Raw genomic sequence first — 23,027 nt, 5'->3', positions numbered from 1 at the left:
CGGACGCTCTCTTTTTTTATAGAATATTTGAGAGAGACCCAATGTTGGTAGTGAAAATTGAGCCGTGATATATTGAAGTTATGACTATAATTGATCAGATTTTGTCCAGAGAATATCGAATAGGATAGAGTAGTCATAAAAATCAGGAGGCTTAATCATGAAAAGAAATATAAGCTTGATTACAGTGATTATTACGCTATTTACGATTGTCTTTTACCTGGGTAATCAAAACTTTTCTCATATTGAGCATAAATCAGTTGTTCAGGATGGTATTGCCACCATTGATATTGGGCAATTAGAGAAGCGGTCCATTATAAAATTGGATGGAGAGTGGGCATTTTATCCCAATGTGTTGATCCCCCCGAGTAGGGAGATGAGAGAATTTGAACAACAACGAGCAGCTCTTAATGTACCTTCCAAGTGGAATAGCTTTGTTGAACCAAATGAGGAAGGGCTCTCTGTTGGAACGTATCATCTCCTTGTAGAAGTACCTGTCGAAGGACAATACGGCTTATACATTCGTACAATACGGCAAGCCAATCGCATTTTTATAAATGGAGAAGAAGTTGGTGCAAAAGGGAATCCAAGTCCTACACTTGAAACATTTCGTGTTGAAAATGCAGATAAATACACAGTTTATTCAGTAAGTGAAAATAAGCAGCTTGATATCGTCATTCATGTAGCCAATTACAATTATTCAAAGGCAGGCATTCTTTTTCAGGTGGAGTTTGGCACAAAAAGCGCCATCGAAAATCATTACAATAAAAAACTGTTATTGGATGCTCTGGTATCAATCGGCTATATGATATTTGGTCTCATTTATTTAATCTCCTATAATCAAAATCGAAAACGAAAAGAAGAGTTGTTTTTTGGACTGTTCATCTTATTATTAGGTCTTTACATGTCATTTATCAATCAAAAAATATTTTTTCAATTTATGCCATCACTGGGAGTTTCGGAGCAAATACGATTACAGCTTGGTATTATACCTCTTGTAGCTGCCAGCTTAACTTATTTTGTACACGCGATGTATCCAGAATTTATTAAAAAACGGGCGATTATTAGAATTAATGTTTTACTTGGCACTGTTTTCTTTATATATGCGATTACAGATCCTTTTAGCAATAATGGGACAGGAGCTATTGTATTACTTCAGCTTATTTATGTAAGTGCAATTATTCCAGTGGTACTCTACAATTTATTTGTTTTATTTCGTGTACTCATGAAAAAAGTAGAAGGCGCGCATTATATTTTAATATTTTTAGTATCGCTTTGCTGCTATTCCATTTTAATGGTTGTTAAGTTTTTATTTGATCTGCCTATGAATTATAGCGAGTTACTGTTATTTGTACTCGTACTCTACAGTTTTGCGTCACTGCTTAGCTTTAGAGCAAATGCTTCCTTTAGCAAAACGCAAAAATTATCGGAAGAACTGTATGTAAATAGCCAATTGAAGGATGAGTTTTTAATAAAAACGTCACAGGAGCTACAGGCACCTTTAAATAGAATATTAAATGTATCCAAATCTTTAATGGAAGGAACCAAGGGTCCATTAAAACGTGAGCAGCAAGAAAATATAATATCTATTCATAGTGACACACAACGCTTAGGTTTTTTAGTAGAGGATTTATTGTTCTCATCCAATCATATGGCAGGTGAAGTGAGTGTCGCTCCACGGGCTGTGCCGATTGCAGTCATTAATGAAGTCATTAATGAAATCCAAAGCTTGCTGTCGAATCATGGGCCGATAAGACTTATTAGTGCGGTTGATGATTCTTTACCTGCGATGTATACGGATGAATTGCGGTTTAAGCAGGTGCTTTACAACTTACTGTATAATTCGCTGCAGCATACTGCCGAAGGCCATATTGAGGTCACTGCAGAGGTTCGCGGGGAACATATGGTCATTCAAGTCAGCGATACAGGATCGGGGATACCTCCACAAGAACTAGAATATATTTTTGACTCCTTTTATAGAGTGAAGAATGAAAGAAGGGGCTTTGGATTAGGGCTTAGTATTGCTAAAAATATTGTTGAAAAGCTAAACGGTCAAATTGATGTCACCAGCATATTTGGTGTCGGTTCGGTATTCACCTTCACGATGCCGCTTGCCAGGATCGATGAGTTTACTGATTCTACAACAGACAACACATTGCATTCGCTACAATTGCCGCTCTTTTATAAGGGGAATGAACAGACTATTTTAGTGGTTGATGATGATCATGCGAGTATTAAGCAGCTTGCTGACGCATTAACTCAAAGTGGATATACATTTATAGCAGTTGATAATGGTTATGATGCCTTGGAAGTTTTAAATACACATAAAGTTGATTGTATGTTAATCGATTACATGATGTCAGGGATTTCAGGCTATGAATTATGTAAAAAGGTACGTAAATATCACGATATATTAGAGCTGCCAATTATTGTGTTAACATCGATTATGCAGCATTCAGATCTGATGCTGTCTTTGCATAGCGGGGCGAATGATTATTTGTTAAAACCGATCGTGTCCGAGGATTTGCTGGTACGTATTCGCTCATTGCTGGCAGTTCGTCAATCTTCTATTGATGCAATAGAGGAGGAAATGAATTATTTGTACGCCCAAGTGACCCCTCACTTTGTATATAACACACTAAATACAATTATTGCGTTAAGTTATAAAGATATCAAAAGTACGAGGAGAGCACTCTACTATTTATCCACTTATTTTCGTGCGAAGCTAAATGTTCATTATCGTAACAGTATGGTTTCTATTTCTGAGGAGATTGAACTTGTAAAGGCGTATCTTTATATAGAAAAAATGCGATTAGATGATCGGTTGACTGTCATTTATGATATTGACGAATTAATTGATATACAAATTCCAGCATTGTCTCTTCAGCCCTTAGTTGAAAATGCCGTTTTTCACGGAATTTCGAAGAAAAAAGAAGGAGGCACGGTTGAAATTAGTATTAAGCGGGATGGACAGCTGATTCGTATTAAAATTGACGATAACGGCGTAGGAATCCCCAATGATAAATTGCAGCAAATAGTGGGTGGGGACCATTCGCGAATTGGTCTAAAAAATCCATTGAAAAAGTTCAAGCTAATCAAAAGTGCAAGTTTGCGTCTATATAGTGAAGAAGGAAAAGGAACGACGGTCATTATTTTATTGCCGGGAGATGAACGGAGTGAACATAGTCATCATTGACGATGAGAAGCTAGCAATTGATGTATTGACAATTGTGCTAGAGGAGCTAACACAATTTTCGATTTGCATGAAAGGAAGTTTTACTGATGCTATGGATGCGTTTGATCTTTTTGAACGGGAACAAATAGATCTTGTTTTTCTAGATATGGAGATGCTTGATGTTCATGGATTGCAGATTGCAAAATTAATGTTAGCGAAATATCCACAGATACAACTTATTTTTGTAACGGCACATTCTCAGTTTGCGGTGGACGCATTTGACGTTGCAGCTACAGATTATTTGTTAAAGCCGGTTCACGAGCAGCGATTAGAAAAGGCGATGATCAAAGCACAGCAAATTTACGACTCGCGTAGGGAAACACAGACTGACATTATAGATGCAAATCTCTATGTTCGTGTATTTGGCGGCTTTCAATTATTGGATACTGAGCAAAAAACGGTGAAGTGGCGCACAAAAAAAGTAAGCGAGCTGTTCTTGTTTCTATGGCTTCATCAAAAAAAGCCGTTATTAAATGTCGTCATTATGGAAAATTTATGGCCAGAGGTTGAACCAGAAAGAGCGAGTGTAAATCTTCACACCACGATATATCAATTAAGAAAAACCCTCAAGCAGTATGGAAGTGACAATCCCATTTTACTGGTTAATAATCACTATCAGTTGTCAATGAAAATAGGCAGCGATTACGAGCAATTGTTAGCGTTGATAGAGAGGGAGCAGCATGATGAACAGTCGATCCAACAAATTTTAAATTGCTATGAGGATGATTTTCTAGCAGCTGAAGAATATTCATGGGCAATCAGAATAAGACTTCGGTTAAAACAAACGGTTGTAAATGTGCTGGAGTCCTATGTGGCGGACACGAAGGGAATAAATCCATTATTGAAATTAAGCTGTTTACAAAAGATGCTGGAAATAGAGGAATATAATGAGCAGTATATGTTTTTGCTTCTGCAATTTCTAATTGAGCAAAATAAAAAACAAGCATGCTATCAATTTTACGAAACGATACAAGAAAAATTGCTGGGGGAGTTAAACATTCCGGTACCCGAAAAAATGAGTGAGTTATATAAAGAGTATATGAAAGGCCATGAAGCTTCGGGCATGTAAATGAGGAGAAGCGTCCAATAAGACTTTATATTTTAATATTTGTTCAGTATTTGTCCATTATGATTCATTAAGCTACATATCGTATTCAAATATTTCGTATACGGGAGGCAGCGTTTGGTAGCAATGGATGAACTGAATAATTAGAAATATGAAGGATTGGAGGCTATTATGAAAAGAACATGCATGATGTTGTTAGTTATGGCATTTCTAATCGCACCGTTTAATATTTTGCCTGTGCATGCAGATAATCAAAGTGGTGATTTTTATTACACTGACAATGCTGATCCTACAACTGTAACGATTACAGGATATACGGATTCTGCTCCAAGAGATCTTGTCGTTATTCCGCAGAAAATGGATGGGAAAACAGTAACGGCAATCGGTGACGAGGCTTTTCAAAATAAATCGATACAGAGCTTGGAATTGCCAGACGGATTAGTGTCGATAGGTACAAAAGCGTTTTATAATAATCCTTTGACAAGCCTGGAAATTCCGGGAAGTGTAAAAGAAATTGGTCATGGAGCATTCCAACTTAATAAATTAACAAGTCTAACGCTTAATGATGGTGTAGAGAAGATCGGTAAAAATGCATTTACAAATAATGATCTGACTGCTTTGCATCTTCCGGATAGTGTAACTGAATTGGGTGCGTATGCCTTTCAGAGAAATAGACTAGTAGATCTGCGCTTGTCTAATAGTCTGGCAGAGATTAGTGAGTATGCTTTTGCCACTAACAAATTAATTTCTCTGGACATTCCAGCCAGTGTGAGGATTATTGGCAACTCTGCATTTAGTGGCAATCGTATATTAGAATTGGTCATTCCAGAAACTGTAACTACTGTGAAGAGAGAGGCGTTTCATTACAACGCACTAGAATTAGTAACTTTTTTAGGAACGCCGCTTCTTGAAGATAACATGGCGGATGTTAATAGCGGTTTTTTTTATCAGTATTCAGATGCAACGAATAGTAATTTGTATAATTGGTATACGGACCCTGAGTATGCACAAGTTTGGAACAAAACAGTTACGGCTAACCCGGCGTCTCCACTGACTATTTATGCAGCGTGGCAGAGGAACTACGTTACGTTTAATGCTAATGGAGGATCGGGTGGTGCTGCAAAGCAGGTGGATTTTGCTCAAACAACAACAGCAATCACTTCAAATAAAACAGAGCATAATCTCGAAGGCTGGTATAAGGAAAAGGAGCTTATTAACAAGTGGGATTTTGATGCGGATATTGTAACAAGAAACATCACACTGTATGCGAAGTGGATTGCCAATACGTATACGGTAAGTTTTCAGTCGAACGGTGGAACGGCGGTTGCGGACCAGGCCATCGCATACAATGGCTCAGTAGTATCGCCGACAATCCCAAGCAAAGCAGAGCATACCTTTGCAGGATGGTATACGAATTCTGGTTTGACGACGCCTTGGGACTTTGGTACAGATCTGGTTAAAGGAAACATGACGCTTTATGCGAAGTGGATTCCCAATACGTATACGGTAAGTTTTCAGTCAAACGGTGGAACAACTGTCGCAGAGCAAGTGATAGCGTACGATAACAGAGTCCCGTCGCCGGCAAATCCAAGCAAAACAGGTCATACCTTCGCAGGTTGGCATACAGATTCCGATTTAACAACGCCTTGGAATTTTGAGACGGGCTTGGTTAAAGGGAATATGACGCTGTATGCAAAATGGGCGGCCAATACGTATACGGTAATTTTTCAGTCGAACGGCGGGTCGGCGGTAGCTGCCCAAACTATAGTCTACGATAACCAGATCACATCGCCAGTAAATCCGGGCAAAGCGGGCCATACCTTCGGAGGTTGGTATGTGGATTCCACTTTACTGACGCCTTGGAACTTTGACACGGGTCTGGTTAAAGGGGATATGAGGCTGTATGCGAAATGGATGGTCAATACGTATACGGTAAGTTTTCAGTCGGATGGCGGCTCGGCGGTAGCTGACCAAACTATAGCCTATGATGGCATAGTCGTTTCGCCGACAAACCCAAGTAAACCGGGTCATACATTTGCAGGTTGGTATACGAATTCCGATTTAACGACGGCTTGGAACTTTAATACGGGTCTGGTTAAGGGGGATATGACACTGTATGCGAAATGGAAGGCCAATACGTATACGGTAAGTTTTCAGTCGAACGGTGGATCAGCAGTCGCAGAGCAAGTGATAGTGTACGATGATAAAGTCGTATTGCCTGCTCCCCCAATTAAAACGGGTTATAGCTTTGTTGATTGGTATAAGGATGAGGAACTAACAACACTTTGGATGTTTGCAACGGATGTCGTTACAGAAAATATGACCCTCTATGCTGAGTGGGAAAAAGAGATATATACGGTTAGCTTCGAAACAACTGGAGGATCGGAAATAACTGATCAACGAGTTGCATTTGAAGAAAGTGCAGTTCTACCCGCAAATCCCAAAAAGTCTGGATATAATTTTGCAGGCTGGTTTAAAGATGAAGACTTAACACTCGCTTGGGATTTTACAACGAATGTCGTCATAGCCGATATGACACTTTACGCAAAATGGTCGAAAATTATTTATGTCACACCTTCAGAACCTATTATAGAACTTGAACCCACTGTAGAACCAGAACCGATACAAGAAGAAGAACCTGTACAACATGCATGTTCTGCAAAGTTTACAGATATATCCAGACATTGGGCGAAGAACGCTATAACAGATATGGCTAGCCGTTGTATTATAATAGGGTATCCAGGCGGAGAGTTTAAACCGGATGATCCCATTATTAGAGCGCATGTTGCGGTAATGTTCACAAGAGCTCTGGAATTATCGCCAAACCGCCCGCTGAACCGTTTTTATGATATCTCAAACAATAGTCCGTACTATGAGGCCATCATGAAAGTTTCATTAGCTGGTATTTTCGAAGGAGCGAATGGATACTTTTATCCAGACCAGCATCTTACACGGGCACAAATGGCTAAGATTCTTGTCATTGCCTTCAATTTGCCAACAGGCGGAAAGAGTACTTTTCAAGATGTGCCTAAAACACATTGGGGTTATCCCTATATCGCTGCTTTGGAGTCGTACGGCTTAGCATTAGGTGAGAACGGGTATTACAAACCCGAAGAGCCAGTTACGCGCGCGCAATTTGTAACATTTATGAAACGTGCACTTCAATTATAACTTGCTGCAAAAAATGAATGAGAGGGGCTGTCCGCATTTCGGACAGTCCCTCTTTAAAAATATAGGAAAGTATATTTTTTCAACTTATACTTGTTCCTATATTCCACCGAGAAACGGTACCTCCTTAGCCAAGGACGCGCAGCGTTTCTTCTGGATACTTTGAAGATATTGACATTCTAGCGGTTTAATAATATTATGATAACATGTTAGTTAGCACTAACTATAAAATAATGAATCGGGCTGGGAAGTATGGGAAATAAGATGATCTTGGACAATAAAGCCAAATTGATGCAAGCGGCAATAGATCTAATGGCTGAAAAAGGCTATAAGGGCGTATCTACGAAGGAGATTGCAGCAACGGCAGGGGTCAGTGAAATGACATTGTTCCGTAATTTCGGCAGCAAGCAAAACCTGTTGGACAAAGCAGTTGACCATTATCATTACTCAATCGAAATGACCCAAATTTTTAACGAGAAAGTGATTTGGGACTTGAGATCGGACTTGCTCATGATTAGCCAAATGTATCATGAAATTATGGAGCGTAACCGAAAATTGTTCCTCATTGTATTGAGCGAAAATGAATTGACCCAAATCCGCGAAAAGGCACAGAAGCATCCGCGGAAACTATTGGAGTTATTGACGGCTTATTTCATAGACATGCAGAAAAAGAATAAACTGATTTCGACTGATGCGGAGATGCAGGCGATCACTTTCATGTGGATGAATTACGGAGCATTCATGTCGCAGTTGTTTGTCAAGTCTGAGATTACAACAAAATCCAAGCAAGATTTTATGAAATCAAGCATCGATTTGTTTGTCAGGGCGTTAAGGCCTTAATTTTTTCGAATGAAAGATAGTGAGTACTAACAAATATTTTAGCGGAGGTGTTACTATTAAACATCAGAATATTGAATCGCGCAAGCTTGTTGGTCAAACGGCGTCTGCAGGTTTCCAAATCGGTGTTAGAAGGACGTTCCCAGTTTCACCAGAACAGGTATGGTCGTTTTTAACCTCTCCTGAAGGGATAAAATTATGGATTGGAAATGTATCTCCTCTAGCATTTAATGAGGGTGAGGTTTTTACATCCGATGAGGGGATTTCGGGTCAGCTCAGAATTGTAAAGCCATTCAAGCAGCTTCGCTTAAAGTGGGGCAAGAAGGATTGGGAGAAGCCGTCTACGCTGCAAATCCGGCTGCTTTCTAATCATCCTGACCGAACAACGATCAGCTTCCATCAAGAAAATTTGGATCATCCGAACACGCGGGAACAAATGAAGCTGCATTGGGAACACGTGCTGAGCGCCACCTGGCAGAAAATAAGCACTCTAAATGATGAGGAGGAGATGGATAATTATGAATAAGTTCAGTCACATTGATCTTAGAGTGAACCATTTAGAAAGTGTCATGCCTTTTTATGAAGCACTTCTTCCGGAATTAGGGTTCACAAGAACCTTTCACAGCTTGAATTGGAAAGTATATGCTGCTGATGGGGAATTGCCTAGTGCAGCTTATTTTGCGATTACAGAAGACCGGGAACATAAGCCAAATCACAATATGATTGGATTCTGGGCGGATGGTCAGGCAGAGGTCGATCGTATTGCGAAGCTGGTCAAGGAAAATGGCGGTACTATAAATGACGGCCCTCGTTTATTCCCGATTAGCCCAACTTATTACGCAGTTTATTTTGAAGATCCTTGCGGAAATAAATATGAAATGGTACATCGATTAAATTAGCTTTTCAAAGGCATGGAGCCCGTTCTCCATGTCTTTTTTCTTGTGAATCTAAAATATCATCTACAGTCATTACTTTGTTTTAGTGAGCTTAGAGTGTTCGCATGAAAACTACTGGTAAATAGCTAAAAATCCTTACGCTTGACTTTCCCCTCAACTGGAAGGATATACTCGGTAAAGACAAAAGTGCAATAGACAATTTGTTTGCAAAGGGATGGGACACATGTTTAAAATAAGCGAGTTTTCGAAGATTAGCCAGGTTTCTGTTAAGACGCTGCGTTACTATGACCAGTTAGATTTGCTCAAACCGGATCATACTGACAAATTTACAGGATACAGATATTATTCAGCTGACCAAATGTTTCAGCTCCATCGTATTTTGGCCTTTAAGGAATTGGGATTCTCTCTGGAGGAAATTCGCCGGATGTTGAACGAACATATTCCGCTTGACCAAATCAGGGGAATGTTCTTGATCAAACAAAATGAAATTCAAATCGCTTTGGAGAAGGAGAAGGCCAGACTCGATCGAATCAGGGAACGTCTAAATAACATTGAACAGGAGGGGATGGATCAGTCGACGTCGCATGATGTTGTTCTGAAAGAGATTGAATCACAGACCATACTGTCATACCGGAAGAAAATCTCGCTGCGGCAAATTCCTGAGCTATTTCGGCAGCTGGACGATTATCTGCAGCGTTACGGGCAATCTTCACTGTCCCGAATGGTGCTTTGGCATGGCTGTGAGGAAAGCGAGGAGGAGATAGACATTGAAGTGGCACGAGTGCTTACCCAAGATATACCGGAGCGTTATCCATTTACGGTAAAACAATTGCCGAAGGCCCAGACGATGGCTACGCTTATCCATCATTGCCGGATAACAAGTCAATGTACTGCAAGCACGGAGCTGGCGGTGTGGATCGAACGAAATGGTTATCGAATGAAGGAAAATGAACCGAGGCGCGAAATCTGTATTCTCCATGAAAAATTGACGGATCCACAAGCGTATGTGGCCGAAATACAGATTGCCGTTGAAAGAGCTTGACATAAACGCTGGGTTGCAGGCTGTTGAAAAATCTCTACTGTTGCTTAATAGTCCGGATAATAGACCAAAGCGGGCGCTCGAGAGGCTGTCCATTTTGTAACGAATATTCAAGAAGCTATTTAACATAAAACACCCCTTTTGAAATTCTTACGAATCATAGAGGCGCTATCTGTGAACAAATGCTAATTTGAGTAGCGTTTTACAGTCAATAAGCATGCTAGGATTCGTTAGAGTTTCCAAACGAGTTTCTCAACAGCGTGTGGATTTACATGTATGTAGAAAGGAGATGCTTTCTTTTGACTGCGAAAGAAAAACAGTTGACCTTAAATTTATTTTTATTGACCTTCGTGCTGGGAACGAGTGAATTTGTTATTGTGGGGCTTTTAAATGAAATTTCAGCGGACTTGAATATTGCCCTGTCAACAGCAGGAGCAACGGTATCAGCCTTTGCCCTATCCTTTGCAATAGGTACACCAGTCTTGACGGCAATATTTAGTCGATTTTCAAAATATCCTTTAATGCTCATTTTGATTGCGGTATTTATTACGGGAAATGTTATAACCGCATTATCTGGTACCTACACGCTGCTTATACTGTCCAGAATTCTCACGGCTATTGTGACTGGAGTCTTAATTGCGCTCGCCATGTCTGTTGCCAGCGAAACGATACCGGCTGCTAAGCGGGGTAAAGTGATTGCGATCATTTTTGCAGGTTTTACAGTAGCAAGTGTCATTGGAGTACCTCTTGGAACTTTTATTGGACAATGGAGCGGTTGGCATTCAGCTTTTTGGTTCACCTCATTATTAGGGATCATTTCCTTAATCAGCTGCTCGATAACAATTCCGAAGAGGCTGCATAGAACGAAAGGCTCACTAGTAAAACAAGTACGCTTGTTAGGAAATCCACGTATATTAATCGCATTTTTTATTCCGACGCTAAGCATTGCAGCGACTTATACTGTATATACGTATTTAACTCCTCTGATGAAAGAGGTGCTTCTTGTTCAGGATCGATATATTAGCCTTGTGTTCCTGCTGTACGGAGTCGTTTCCCTATTCAGTACGTTGCTTGGCGGAAAAATCGCAGCCCGCAATGGTATTAAAACACTAAGGTATGCGTTTCTACTGCAGGCTGTTATTCTTGCGTCGCTTTATGTATCATCTCATTCGATCGTAACAGCTCTTATAAGCATATCGTTTATGGCCCTTGTCGTTTATATTATGAATTCTACTATGCAGTTGTATTTCATTGACTTGGCGGATAAACATTATCCGGCTGCCAAAGATCTGGCATCGTCGCTGAATCCTGTATCCATAAACGTTGGCATTGCGCTTGGCTCCTCCTTGGGCGGATTTGCTGCCGCAAATATGAGGCTTATCGATGTTTCCTGGATTGGCGGATTTATTGCGGTTGCGGCTTCGTTGATGACATTTATAAGTTATCTCTTGGGCCGCAGATCCTCACCAGCGACGGATGCTGTTCCGGATTATGCCGCAGAATTAGAAAGACGTATCGGCTGAACGAGATAATCCACCATTTTAAATTACTTATTTACATACATACAGTATGTATGTATAATAAACCTACCATACTGAGAGGAGTTTTTAAATGAAAGTATCCAGTTTTTATCCGGTTGTTTTATCAGAGCAAGTTGCAGTCACGGCCGCATTTTACATGGAGCACTTCGGATTCGAGATGGTTTTTGAGGCAGATTGGTATGTAAGCTTGAAAATGTCCGGTAATGAAATCCCATTCGAGTTAGCTATTCTCGATGCGGCACATCCGACCATTCCAGACGCGTATAGAACGAAAGTAAGAGGGCTGATCCTTAACTTTGAAGTTAACGATGTCGATGCAGAATATGAAAGACTTATTAAGGAAGCTAAGCTTCCACTTGAGCTTGATATCCGAAGCGAGGATTTTGGACAGCGGCATTTCATTACTTCCGACCCTAATGGAGTCTTGATTGATGTCATTAGCGTCATCCCTCCGACAAATGATTTTAACAGCCAATATACCGAAGAAGTCTGGAAATAAGGGGCCGATATTATTGGGATCGTATATACCGCTGAAAAATTACTTTGGAGCAGAGCTGGCTGTACGACTGGCCGAGCTGATCAAGCCCTCCTATCCCGACTTCCCGGTAACCAATTTTGTTAGTGCTGTGGAGAAGAATGTGGGTCCGCTGGAATTGAAGGCGAGAGTCCGGCTGATTGCTGAAGAGCTGCATCGGTCATTACCATTAGGCTATCCCGATCAGGTTGAAATTCTGTTAAAAATACTCGGTCCGGAAAATGAAAGTGATCAGGGAATGTTCACTGAAGGTTACTTTCTCATGCCTGTTGCTAACTTTGTGGAGATATATGGGTTGGAGCATTTTCGGACTTCTATGGACGCATTGTATGAAATTACTAAGCGCCATACCGCGGAATATGCAATCCGCCCTTATCTCTACCGTTACCCGGAAGCATGTGTGGAGACACTTAAAGCCTGGTCTTATGATCCTAATTTCCATGTGCGCCGTTTGGTTAGTGAAGGGACCCGTCCTCGTCTTCCTTGGGCGAGGAAGATGGAGGTCCTCGGCGGAGATCCCTTCTGCAATCTTACTTTACTTGAGCCTTTGTTAGATGACTATTCGAGCTATGTCAGACGTTCTGTAGCCAATCATTTAAACGATTTGACTAAGGATCACAAATCGGTCACTATAAAATGGATAGCAGATAAGCTGTGTAATGGCAGGGAGCATGGCCCGAGTATGGTCCGCCACGCCTTAAGATCGTTAGTGAAGTCTGGAGATACGGATGCGTTGGCAATGGTGAAGGATCTGTAGCATTTTTGAGATCATAAATGCCTGATGAATGGAGAATTTGTTGATCATGAGGAGAAGCAAAGCGGAGACAACAGAAACAATACGCAAATTGATTGAAATCGCAAGAATGCATTTTACCGAGTATGGTTATGCGAATGCGGCGTTAGAATCGATCGTTCATGAAGCGAAACTAACGCGTGGGGCGGTTTATCATCATTTTCGCAGCAAGAAGGAATTGTTTCGGGTTGTATTGGAGGATGTCCAGCGGGAGGTCGCCGGAAGAGTGGAGAGTGAAGCCGCGACAAGCGAAGATTCATGGCAGCAGCTCTACTTAGGTTGCCGCGCTTTTATTATGGCTGCCGTTGAAGAGAACAATAGACGAATCATGCTGATAGATGGTCCGGCGATTCTAGGCTGGGAAACATGGAGAGAAATGGATAAGAACCACTCTATGCGTTTATTGAGAGAGCAGCTTGATATCATGCAAAGGCAAGGAGATCTACAAATGGTTCCCCTCGATGTGCTAACTTATTTTATTTCAGGCGGCTTGAATGAGATGGCGCTCTGGCTTGCCAATGAATCCGCACAGCCGAAAACTTTAGATGAAATAATGAACGTCTTTTCCGTTTTCTTAGATGGATTTAAGAAAAATACACTTCGCTAAATATATTCTGTTTGATTAACAATCTAAAACATAAAATGTCAGGGGCGTATTAAAGTGGACGTCCTCTTTTTTTTTGCAATAAAACGCATGCACGTTACGCATCACCGTTATCTTAAGAGATAAATACAGTCGAGGAGATATGCTGATATGATCGAAGAGAGTTCTTACTCAATCTTTGGGTCAAGATTATGCTTCTCATAAGCAATCATTGGATTTCCAGTAAGCTCTGCGCATAATGCCCACAGTTTATCGCTGACGTTAGAATTTTCTGTGTAAGCAGGGTAAACACTGGTGCCAAAAATTTGTTTCATTTGCTTGATAAAACCAGGATATTCATTCGGTGATGGTAACATGATCTCGGTTTTATCGTTGAAAAGTTTCCCTGTTGTATGATTAAATTGTTCTTCTGTACAAATCTTAAAATATTTATCTACCATATAGGAAGCTGGAGGGATAAATATATTTTGAACCCAAGCGATCAGTTTGTACTTTGGTTTGAATTTTTTGATCGTTTCCTTGTAATCCTTTAAGTAATCATTCGGTTTTAGAACGAAATCCCGAATTAATACAGGATATTCTATCGCCATTTTAAGGCTGGCAATCCCAATATCTCTAAAAGGGTTCCCCGATCGGTATTCCCGGAGCATTTGCTGGCTCAAATCCACAATCTTATGAATGACTGACCGCTTGAGTTCCCCTACATCATTGAAGTTGACATAAATAGGGGCGCTGGAGCCGCCCAAATGATCCGCTACTTTTCGAATCGTGATTTTATCGAGTCCTTCTATTTTGGCAATGTGGAAAGCAGAATTTATGATTTGTTCTTTGGAAAATTTCGGTTTTGGCGGCATTGATGTTCACTCCTTTATAATACATATGTTATGTAACACATGTTATGCAACATTTTCAGCTATTATGGTGCGTGCGTTAAGATTAAAGCTTGATAAGACTTCGTCAGCCTATACGGATATTACTGGCAATGAATGGTAGGCAGATGAAATACAAACGGCATCCAAGTATAAGTTGATACTGGGTTATCAGGACGGAACGTTTTAGACCTGATGATTCTATTACCCGTGAGCAAGCCTTTGTGATCATGTCACATGGTGTTTTTTGTGTTGCATGTAACATCGAAAAAAAACGATAGAAAATCTATAAATATTAATAATAACGATTCGGGATGACAGATAGAATCAATGGTGTAATAGAAAAGTCACGAAAGGGGCACGCCATATGAAGTTGCTTGTCATAGATTCAGGAACAACAAACAGCCGGGTAAGACTAATAAAAGAAGATCGGGTAATTGCTGCTATTCATCGAAGCGTTGGTTCCAAAGATGTTGCCGTTACCGGTGATAAAGAAGTTTTGGAGCAAGCGTTGCAGGAGGCGATTCTGGAGGTTGTGGAAAACAATGGCGTTAGTTTGCATGATATAGAGGCAATCATCGCTTCGGGCATGATCACATCCAATATCGGCTTAACTGAAATCCCTCATCTATCGGCGCCAGTTGGTATAGATGAAGTCGCAGCAGCGATGGTCAGTCGCAGCTTCCCGGCAATTGTGGACAAGCCGATTCTGTTCATACCAGGAGTGAAGACCGGCTTCATGGGTGAAGCCGGACTCTCTCAAAAGGATATGATGCGCGGCGAGGAGGCCGAGATTTTTGGTTATCTGTCATATTTGGGACAGGCAGCACATGAACCGGTATTGTTTATGCATTACGGCTCGCATCATAAAGGGATTTTGCTGGGTGGCGGCAAGATTCTGCGCTGCGCAACGTCCATTACAGGCGAGCTTATGATGGCAATCCTGCAAGGCACAATATTGAAGAGCAGTCTGATTGCCCCCGCGGAGATGGAGCTGCGGCTAGAGGATGTTCGCACCGGACTTGCCATTGCTGAGCAGTCGGGCTTCGGACGGGCCTTGTTCAGCTCCCGCGTAATGCAAGTTATGGATGGACGGGACAAGCAAGAGGCGACGGGATTATTCTTGGGTGCCCTATTGTCATTGGATCTGGCCATGTTGAGTGATCTGTTAACGGCGGAAACAAAACAGGTTGTTTTTTATGGAAAGCCGTTGTTCCCAACGATATTTCAGCCGATTGTGCAGGAGCGTTACCCCCATTTGAAGGTTACAATCATTTCCGAGGAGTTGTCTGATGAATTGAGCGCTAAGGGTGCCGCCTTCCTGTACCAAAAGTATAAGGAGGGGAAAGTCTATGAGTAAGCTCACCATTGAGCAATTAAAAGAATATCAAATTGTCGCGATTGTTCGCGGAGTTCCATTCGGGCAGATCAAGGAAGTGTTCGAAGCGCTCTATCTAGGCGGCATCCGAATAGCGGAGATTACCTTGAATACGGACCAAGCTTTAGAAGCGATACGCTGCATGCGTGAACAGTATGGCAACCGTATGTGGGTTGGTGCGGGGTCTGTGCTCAACCAAGATATGGCTGGCGAGGCGATTGAGGCCGGGGCGCAATTTTTAGTCTCTCCGAATGTGGATGAAGGTATGATCCGGTATTCAATCTCCCGTGGAATAATGCCATTGCCTGGTGTGATGACGCCTACCGAGATCGTTCAAGCCGTCCGTTTCGGTGCATCTCTGGTCAAGGTATTCCCATGCACAAGCCTGGGGGTCGGCTATATAAAGGAACTGCAAGGACCTCTTAGTCATATTCCTATGCTGGCTGTAGGCGGAATTGGTGTAGACAATATCACAGCCTACAAGAAGGCTGGAGCGATCGGAGCGGGGGTAGGAGGCAGTCTGATCAATAAGGAATGGGTGCGCAAGCATGAATACGAGAAGTTGACCGATTATGCCTTGCAACTTATTCAACAGCTAAGAGAGATATCTTGACGATTTACAGGAAGCTGTCGATTAATTGTGGGCAACTATTGCTTGTTGCTCTATCCACAATTAATCGACAGCTTCTACAGTTTCATTAAATATTAATAGGAATTCAAAAGATTTTAAAAATAATAGATGGCCATTTTTTTTAGAATGTAGGAAAGCTGTAACCTGAAAAGGGGGGCGGAAATAAGCGAAAGCGGTCGGAATATCGTTAGGTTTAAGTTGTTTGGAATCAATTCAATGCTAAATAGGAGGTACATATGAAAAGAAGATTGCTATCTTTTTTGGCCATGATATTGTTTGTTTCGCAACTAACCGTTGTTCCCGGCGGCTTTGGTGACAGTGCCCAGGCTGCCGGAGCGGAAGAAGTCGCAGAGAAGCTGCACTATTACATTACACCTCATAATTTCAACTCCTACGGCGTATGGAGCTTGACCGGGGATTGGGTGACAGGGCGCGCGACTGCTTCTACACCCGGCGAGGCCAATGGCGGCGACGGCGGCGAGCCTGCTGTAGCGATTGTGAATGTGCAATCTACCGGAACTTATAAGCTCTGGGTGCGCGATCGCGATTATGCGACAAATCAGCCAGGGACAAGATCGTTTCATGTAGGGGTGGATGGGGTACGCATTGATAAAGTGTTTGGCACCCACGGCCAGGAAGGCTTTCGCTGGTCGGAAGTCGGCGAATTCGAGCTGAATGCGGGCGGCCATGAACTATCTCTGATCGACACATCAGGTTTTTATGCAAGAAGCGAAGGTTTCTTTTTAACCAAAGATCTGGATTTTGTGCCGCCGGAGGACAAGGAACTGCTGGCGCAAATTGCCCCGCCGGAAGATCCGTTCGGATGGCTGCCTTCTGCCAACTTCCCGGAATGGGCGGAAGCGGACGTTGTTCCGATAAAAACGGCGATGATCGAGAATGGCAAGACGAGAGTCGTGTTTTATCAAGGGAATGGGGAGAATGGAGCAATCGTTCAGAATGAGATTTTCATCAAGGACGGAGAAAACTGGCTGCCGGTCAAACAGAAAACCGAGCAATTCGGCTTTTTGATGATGCAAGCAGTTAGCAGCGAATTTGTCGGGCAGGACGACCAATTTGCCATGGTTCGGCAAGAGCTGGAGCTCGGCGGGAATAAAGTAGGGATGGCTGTCGGGAATTTTTTCCGAACCGGCATTCCCATCTGGTATATTCCGACAGACTTCACACAAATCGATGAAAACAAGATTGAGCTCAGCTTTGCGGATGCGGAGACTCAGCTGCAGGTGCTGTTCGAATTCGATGAATTGAGCTATGACCCTAAGGTGACGCTCAATGCCGAATTTACGAAGGACGGAGTCTATTCGTTCATGCTGTTTAGCGGGAATGAGACGAATTATGATGACTACGAGACGGTTACGGCTCCCATGCTTTATGTGAAGAAAAACGTGCCGGACAAGCCCGTTATGATCCCGCAATCGTATTTGTACACGCCGATGGCCACCTTGCATTATGCGGAAGGAAATGGGCGGTTCCAAGGCAGGGAAGTAACATCCGGCATCGCCTTGGATCCAAACTCCGTGCCGCAGCAATATGCCTTCCCGGATACATCTGCTTATGCATTGGTGCTCCGCGGACCCGAAGGGGACGTCCGACCGCAGCTTGCCGCGCCGATGTTCGGCACAGAGCATAGTGAATTTGACGCGGGCAGCAGCTATTCGGTTTCGTATCGGATCATTAACGAGACTGGCTCCTGGTATGACACCTTCAAGCACGTTGCGGAGGATTTGTATAACGCTAAGGATGTCCGCTCGAATTATTTTCACTCTGTTAACGAAGCGATCTATAACGCCACCGATCTGATGATGGACGATGACTTCGGCGGCTGGGATTCCGTCAATATGGCGCATTACAACATGGAAGAACAGGATATGACCACAACAGCCAATGGGATGGCGGCATTGCAGCGTTATCTGCTGACAGAGAATGAAGAACTGCTCGACAAAAGGGCGATTCCAACGCTTGTGTTCATGATGAACCGTTTGAATTCGCATTATAAAATTACCGACAGCCAAGGCGGGGCAAATTATTCCAGCGTTTTGCCGACGCCAATGGGAGGGCCCGTCAGACAATATTCAACCGCGGTGTTTAGCGGCTTGTACGAGATGACACAAGGCCGCGTTCCATATTTGCTGGATTATGCGCTTAATTTCGCGTCGCAGGGGCCGAACTTCGCAGGCGTGACCGATCAGGGCGCGCTCTATAAGTATACCGGCGATGAACGGTACCGCGATAAAGTAATCGAATTGGCGGATCATTATATCCAGAACCATCCCAATACAGGAGCGAATCGCGAAAAAAGATTCATAGACGGTTTTGTATACGGGGATTACATTCCGATGGTAGCGACGTTGTTAAGTGCTTACGAAATTACGGGGGAGCAGCGATTCCTTGATGCTGCAGAAGAAAACGCCCATTTGCTAATGACGGGTCTATGGACGACAGGCTATCATGGCGACCTGATGGAAACGGAATACACCGTTCTTCCCGAAACCGGGGACCGCATGCTCTTTGCAGACAATTATACATTCTGGTGGCACGGAGATCGGCAATGGCGTCTCGGCAACCCGGACGGCCAGGCCAATCCGCCTCAAATTTCTGGTCCCGCCATACAGGAAGAAACTGCACCGAGCTGGGTCAGCTCGCGCGCTGGCATGGGGACGGAGCATGCTGGGACGCCTGGGCATGGCAATGTCATTACGATGAACAATTGGGCCGGCAATCTAATTCGGCTGGCGGAGTACACAGGCGACGACTATTTTAATACGATGGCCAGAAGCGCAATTCTCGGACGTTTCGGAAATTACGCTGGCTATTACCAGGATCGGATAATCTATCATCAGATGAAGGAAAATTATCCGTATGCAGGACCGGATTATACCTCTGTGTATTGGCATCACATCCCTGTATTTATTACGATGCTAGAGGAATTTTTAATTAACAGCGCCTGGGCCAAGTCGGAGCAGCAGATCGCATTTCCGTCTTTGTACCAGTCGGGTTATGCGTATTTTATCTCGAATCAATATGGGCATGCGCCCGGCAAGTTCTACGATCAAGATGAGATGTGGCTATGGCTTGACCGCGGTATTGTAGAGCCGAACAGTGTTGAGATCGACTATATTGCAGCCAGGAAAGAAGGCGTACTAGGCGTTGCCTTGATGAATGAAGGGAATCGCGACCTGACGGAAACGATCAAGCTTGGAGAGAAGGTAGACCCGGATTCCAGCTATACGGGTACCGCAACAGTGTACGATGCACAAGGCCATCAGTCCAGCATTGAAGTTGTCAATGGTGAGTTCAATTTAACTATTCCGTCTAAAGGGATTATGTCGGTTGTATTGAACGGTCTGGCTACAGTGAAGACGCCTGTTTATGCCAATACCGATTACGAGTTTTCCGATAAAACGGAAGATACGGTATCTGAGCATACTAGAGGGAAGGGCTATGTGCTTCAAGTTTCCCCTGACAGCTATCATGCTTATGTGTACATCACAGATATGGATAAAACAACGAGCAAGCTTACAATGACTTATAACATTGGCGAAGAAACTCGTACGGTTACAAAGGACAGCTATCCTTTTGAGTTTTTGATTAAAGTTGACGATCCGAACGCTGCATTCGAGTATGAGCTGACGGCGGAGAATTTGGCTGGAGCGGCTGAAGCGATGGGCGGCGGCACATTGAAAGTTAACAGCTTTAGCCAGTCTGGAATAACAATAGGTGAGGAGCCTGCAACCGACGGTGTAAATATTAGAAGCTGGGTGATGCAGACAGGCAACAATCCGAGTTCGAATACGCATCGGTTTGTCGTGGCAATAGAGGATTTTTATCCGTATGTGGCTACAGAAAATTCTCTCGCGGGTTTGCCAGTCAAAGCGAGCTTTAGAAATCGTACGAATGGCCTTTCCATGACCCTTAACAGTAAAGTTGTAGGCAATGAAATGAGGACGAACAGGACGATGGTCGTGGTTGTGGAAGGGAACGCTCAGTTACCGCTGGGCACCTATGCGGACTATGACATTCTCCTGGAGGTAGCGATGCCGCACTCGATGATCAGCTTTGATCGGGATCAGTATCCGATTACAGTCGTCAATATGGGAGAAAACATAACTAACAATACGATTCGGATTGTCGTTAGACAGAGCGATTTTCCATTCGAGATTTCTACCGACAGTTTGGTCGGCTATCATTTAGCGGGCACGATTTCCAGTTTGACGGACCAGACCGTTCTGAATCTGGATTCAGCAATTATAGCTACTGAAGTCAGGACAAATGGCGAGGCTGTTCTAGTCGTTAAGGCGACAGATGAGGTGCCGCGGAAAAATTACAAATTGACGGAATACTCGCTGGATCTTGAGCTGGTTGTGCCGGAATTGAATTTGGCTGAGCCAATTCAATTCGGGGCGAATATTATTGGGCAGAACCCTTCATTGAATCTATTGCGTATTGCTGTACCTAAAAGTTCCCTGCCTTTCACGCTGACCATGCCCAAGATGCTGAACGGTTACCGCCTTTCCGGGGAGATTCAGAATAAAGCGAACGGCACTATTCTTCCGTTGGACACGATGATAGTGGGCGCTGAGAGCAGCGGCAGCAATTATATTTTGATCGTTCGGCCTACCTCGCGCGTGGCGCGCGCGGTGTATGAGGCCTCCGACAATAATTTCTGGTTCACCCTGCATCCCGAATTGGGCGGGACATGGCGGAACAGTGAAGCGTTGATGAAGGACGAATTTGAATATACAATCGACCCGGCTGAGCAGACCGTCACTATTACAAGATTTCTGGGCACAAGGATTGCACATATTCCCGGCACGATTGCAGGTTTGCCGGTGACAAGGATAGGCAATTCCGCATTCCAGAATAAGAAATTGATCGAAGTCAGCATTCCTGAGGGCGTGACTCACATTGGACATTCGGCTTTCCGGGACAATCAGTTGTCAAGTGTCACGATTCCGGGCAGTGTTGCGCGTATTGATGATGCTGCTTTTCGCTTGAATGCGCTGACGAAAGTGGTTATCGGCGGCACAGACACCATCTTAGGCGAAGGGTTATTCACGAGCAATCCTCAGGGGTTAACCGTCTTCGGCTATTCGGAATCATCGGCAGAGGCTTATGCCGCAGCGCAACTCCACAATTTCGTCAATATTTCGCCTAGCATCGCCTTCAGCCCAAATGGAAATGAGTCCTGGCAACGTTCCGCAGCGGCAGTGGTTCATGTCGAGCGCGGCGGTTCGACTCTAGAGTATGTGTGGTCGCCGCATGAGACATTGCAAGAGGCAGAGGTGAGCTGGCAGTCGTTCACAAATGACGCAACCTTGGAGATATCTGAAGGCGAAGGGGAGAGGTTCCTGCATGTTCGCACGACAGATATTATGGGAAAAATAGTTCATGCCCATTCGCAACGCTTCATGCTCGATAGGACCGGGCCAGTCGTTGAGTTCTCGCCGGATGGCAGCGAAACAACGGTTTCCAAGCCAACGACGGCTGTGACGATTATGGATTCTGGCAGCGGAGTTGCTCCCGGCACGTTGCGCTATATTTGGACGACCGGCTCAAATGCGCCGGACGCAAACGCCAACTGGCAGTCCTTCGCCAGCGACGAGGAACTGACTGTTAGCGGAACAAACGGAGACTGGTATTTGCATATTCAGTCGGCGGATCTTCTAGGCAATGAAACCAGTATGACGTCTCGGCGCTTCCGGGTGTACAACGCTCCGGTTGTGACGCAGCCGCCTCATACGTCGACGCCGGCGCCGGAAGCAACACCAACACCTGGCCCGACTCACACGCCGAGCCCGGAAGTAACGCCAACTCCTGGTCCGTCGCATACGGAGCAGCCGGTAGAATTTATTGATCTAGCAGGACATTGGTCGGAGAAAGAGGTTAAAGAATTGGCTGGACAATCCTTAATCAAGGGGTATCCAGACAATACTTTCAGACCTGACCAGCGTATGACCCGGGCGGAGTTCGTCACCATGATTGTCCGCATCTTCAAGCTGGATGGTGCGAGCCCCGGGCAATTCGATGATATTACCGGCCACTGGGCGCAGCCTGCCATCAACGCAGCTTTGGCAAATAACATTATTAACGGATTAAGTACGTCAAGGTTCGGTCCGGACGACAGTATTACGCGAGAGCAGATGATGGTCATAATCATGCGGTTGCATAAGATTCCTGAGGCAAATCAAGTGCGGGCAACGTTTACGGATGCTGCCAACATATCTTCATGGGCTCAAGCTGCCGTAGCATGGGCAGCGGAACAAGGCATTGCAAAGGGGTATCCTGATGGCAGCTTCCGCCCAAGCGGGAAAGCGACGCGAGCCGAGGCAATCGCCATCATCGTTAGAGCTTTAGCAATACCGTTATAAGGAAAGTGTTGAGAGGAACGACGATTGAGGAAGTCTGGGAACCGATTTAGTA

15 protein-coding genes are annotated in these 23,027 nt (G+C 43.8%); 14 read left to right on the top strand and 1 reads right to left on the bottom strand.

Annotated elements, in window-relative coordinates:
• The first annotated feature begins 157 nt into the window (after nucleotides 1-157).
• The 11 genes from ACRRU2_RS19075 to ACRRU2_RS19025 all read left to right on the top strand — a co-directional run bounded on the left by ACRRU2_RS19075 (nucleotide 158) and on the right by ACRRU2_RS19025 (nucleotide 13,714).
• Nucleotides 158-3,193, top strand: coding sequence for an ATP-binding response regulator (locus ACRRU2_RS19075; RefSeq protein ID WP_432504127.1), 3,036 nt, complete (start codon nucleotides 158-160; stop codon nucleotides 3,191-3,193).
• Complete coding sequence (locus ACRRU2_RS19070) at nucleotides 3,174-4,301, top strand: response regulator (RefSeq protein ID WP_432504125.1); 1,128 nt, start codon at nucleotides 3,174-3,176, stop codon at nucleotides 4,299-4,301. Before ACRRU2_RS19075 ends, ACRRU2_RS19070 begins: the two co-directional genes overlap by 20 nt.
• A 168-nt stretch (nucleotides 4,302-4,469) precedes the next feature.
• Nucleotides 4,470-7,469 (top strand): InlB B-repeat-containing protein, encoded by a 3,000-nt coding sequence (locus ACRRU2_RS19065; RefSeq protein WP_432504123.1) that lies wholly within the window; start codon nucleotides 4,470-4,472, stop codon nucleotides 7,467-7,469.
• A 249-nt stretch (nucleotides 7,470-7,718) separates the two neighbouring features.
• Nucleotides 7,719-8,306, top strand: a complete 588-nt coding sequence (locus ACRRU2_RS19060; protein WP_432504121.1) for a TetR/AcrR family transcriptional regulator — start codon at nucleotides 7,719-7,721, stop codon at nucleotides 8,304-8,306.
• A 55-nt stretch (nucleotides 8,307-8,361) separates the two neighbouring features.
• Nucleotides 8,362-8,829: an SRPBCC family protein gene (locus ACRRU2_RS19055; RefSeq protein ID WP_432504171.1), complete on the top strand. Its 468-nt coding sequence runs from the start codon at nucleotides 8,362-8,364 to the stop codon at nucleotides 8,827-8,829.
• Entirely contained in the window at nucleotides 8,822-9,202 is a 381-nt protein-coding gene (locus ACRRU2_RS19050; protein WP_432504119.1) for a VOC family protein, read from the top strand. Before ACRRU2_RS19055 ends, ACRRU2_RS19050 begins: the two co-directional genes overlap by 8 nt.
• A gap of 220 nt (nucleotides 9,203-9,422) precedes the next feature.
• Nucleotides 9,423-10,241, top strand: coding sequence for a MerR family transcriptional regulator (locus ACRRU2_RS19045; RefSeq protein WP_432504116.1), 819 nt, complete (start codon nucleotides 9,423-9,425; stop codon nucleotides 10,239-10,241).
• A 296-nt stretch (nucleotides 10,242-10,537) separates the two neighbouring features.
• Entirely contained in the window at nucleotides 10,538-11,761 is a 1,224-nt protein-coding gene (locus ACRRU2_RS19040) for an MFS transporter (RefSeq protein WP_432504114.1), read from the top strand.
• A gap of 88 nt (nucleotides 11,762-11,849) precedes the next feature.
• Nucleotides 11,850-12,278: a VOC family protein gene (locus tag ACRRU2_RS19035; RefSeq protein ID WP_331699038.1), complete on the top strand. Its 429-nt coding sequence runs from the start codon at nucleotides 11,850-11,852 to the stop codon at nucleotides 12,276-12,278.
• A 13-nt stretch (nucleotides 12,279-12,291) separates the two neighbouring features.
• The gene (locus ACRRU2_RS19030) at nucleotides 12,292-13,071 is read left to right on the top strand and encodes a DNA alkylation repair protein (RefSeq protein ID WP_432504112.1); all 780 of its coding nucleotides are present in this window, start codon (nucleotides 12,292-12,294) and stop codon (nucleotides 13,069-13,071) included.
• Nucleotides 13,072-13,117: 46 nt separating this feature from the next.
• Nucleotides 13,118-13,714, top strand: coding sequence for a TetR/AcrR family transcriptional regulator (locus ACRRU2_RS19025; RefSeq protein WP_432504110.1), 597 nt, complete (start codon nucleotides 13,118-13,120; stop codon nucleotides 13,712-13,714).
• A 164-nt stretch (nucleotides 13,715-13,878) separates the two neighbouring features.
• Here ACRRU2_RS19025 and ACRRU2_RS19020 read toward each other — a convergent pair whose 3' ends face one another.
• Nucleotides 13,879-14,565 carry a TetR/AcrR family transcriptional regulator gene (locus tag ACRRU2_RS19020; RefSeq protein ID WP_432504108.1) on the bottom strand — a complete coding sequence of 229 codons (687 nt, stop codon included), beginning with the start codon at nucleotides 14,563-14,565 and terminating at the stop codon, nucleotides 13,879-13,881.
• 382 nt (nucleotides 14,566-14,947) lie between these two features.
• Here ACRRU2_RS19020 and ACRRU2_RS19015 point away from each other — a divergent pair, with 382 nt between their 5' ends.
• From ACRRU2_RS19015 to ACRRU2_RS19005, 3 genes are all read left to right on the top strand, one after another.
• Entirely contained in the window at nucleotides 14,948-15,940 is a 993-nt protein-coding gene (locus tag ACRRU2_RS19015; protein ID WP_432504106.1) for a 2-dehydro-3-deoxygalactonokinase, read from the top strand.
• Nucleotides 15,933-16,571: a bifunctional 4-hydroxy-2-oxoglutarate aldolase/2-dehydro-3-deoxy-phosphogluconate aldolase gene (locus ACRRU2_RS19010; RefSeq protein WP_432504104.1), complete on the top strand. Its 639-nt coding sequence runs from the start codon at nucleotides 15,933-15,935 to the stop codon at nucleotides 16,569-16,571. Before ACRRU2_RS19015 ends, ACRRU2_RS19010 begins: the two co-directional genes overlap by 8 nt.
• Before the next feature lie 254 nt (nucleotides 16,572-16,825).
• Complete coding sequence (locus tag ACRRU2_RS19005; protein WP_432504102.1) at nucleotides 16,826-22,975, top strand: S-layer homology domain-containing protein; 6,150 nt, start codon at nucleotides 16,826-16,828, stop codon at nucleotides 22,973-22,975.
• Nucleotides 22,976-23,027: the final 52 nt, after the last annotated feature.

The organism is Paenibacillus sp. GXUN7292 (assembly GCF_050864975.1).
Lineage (GTDB): Bacteria > Bacillota > Bacilli > Paenibacillales > Paenibacillaceae > Pristimantibacillus.
Note: the sequence above shows the minus strand (reverse complement) of the source record. Positions and strands in the feature narration are given on the sequence as shown.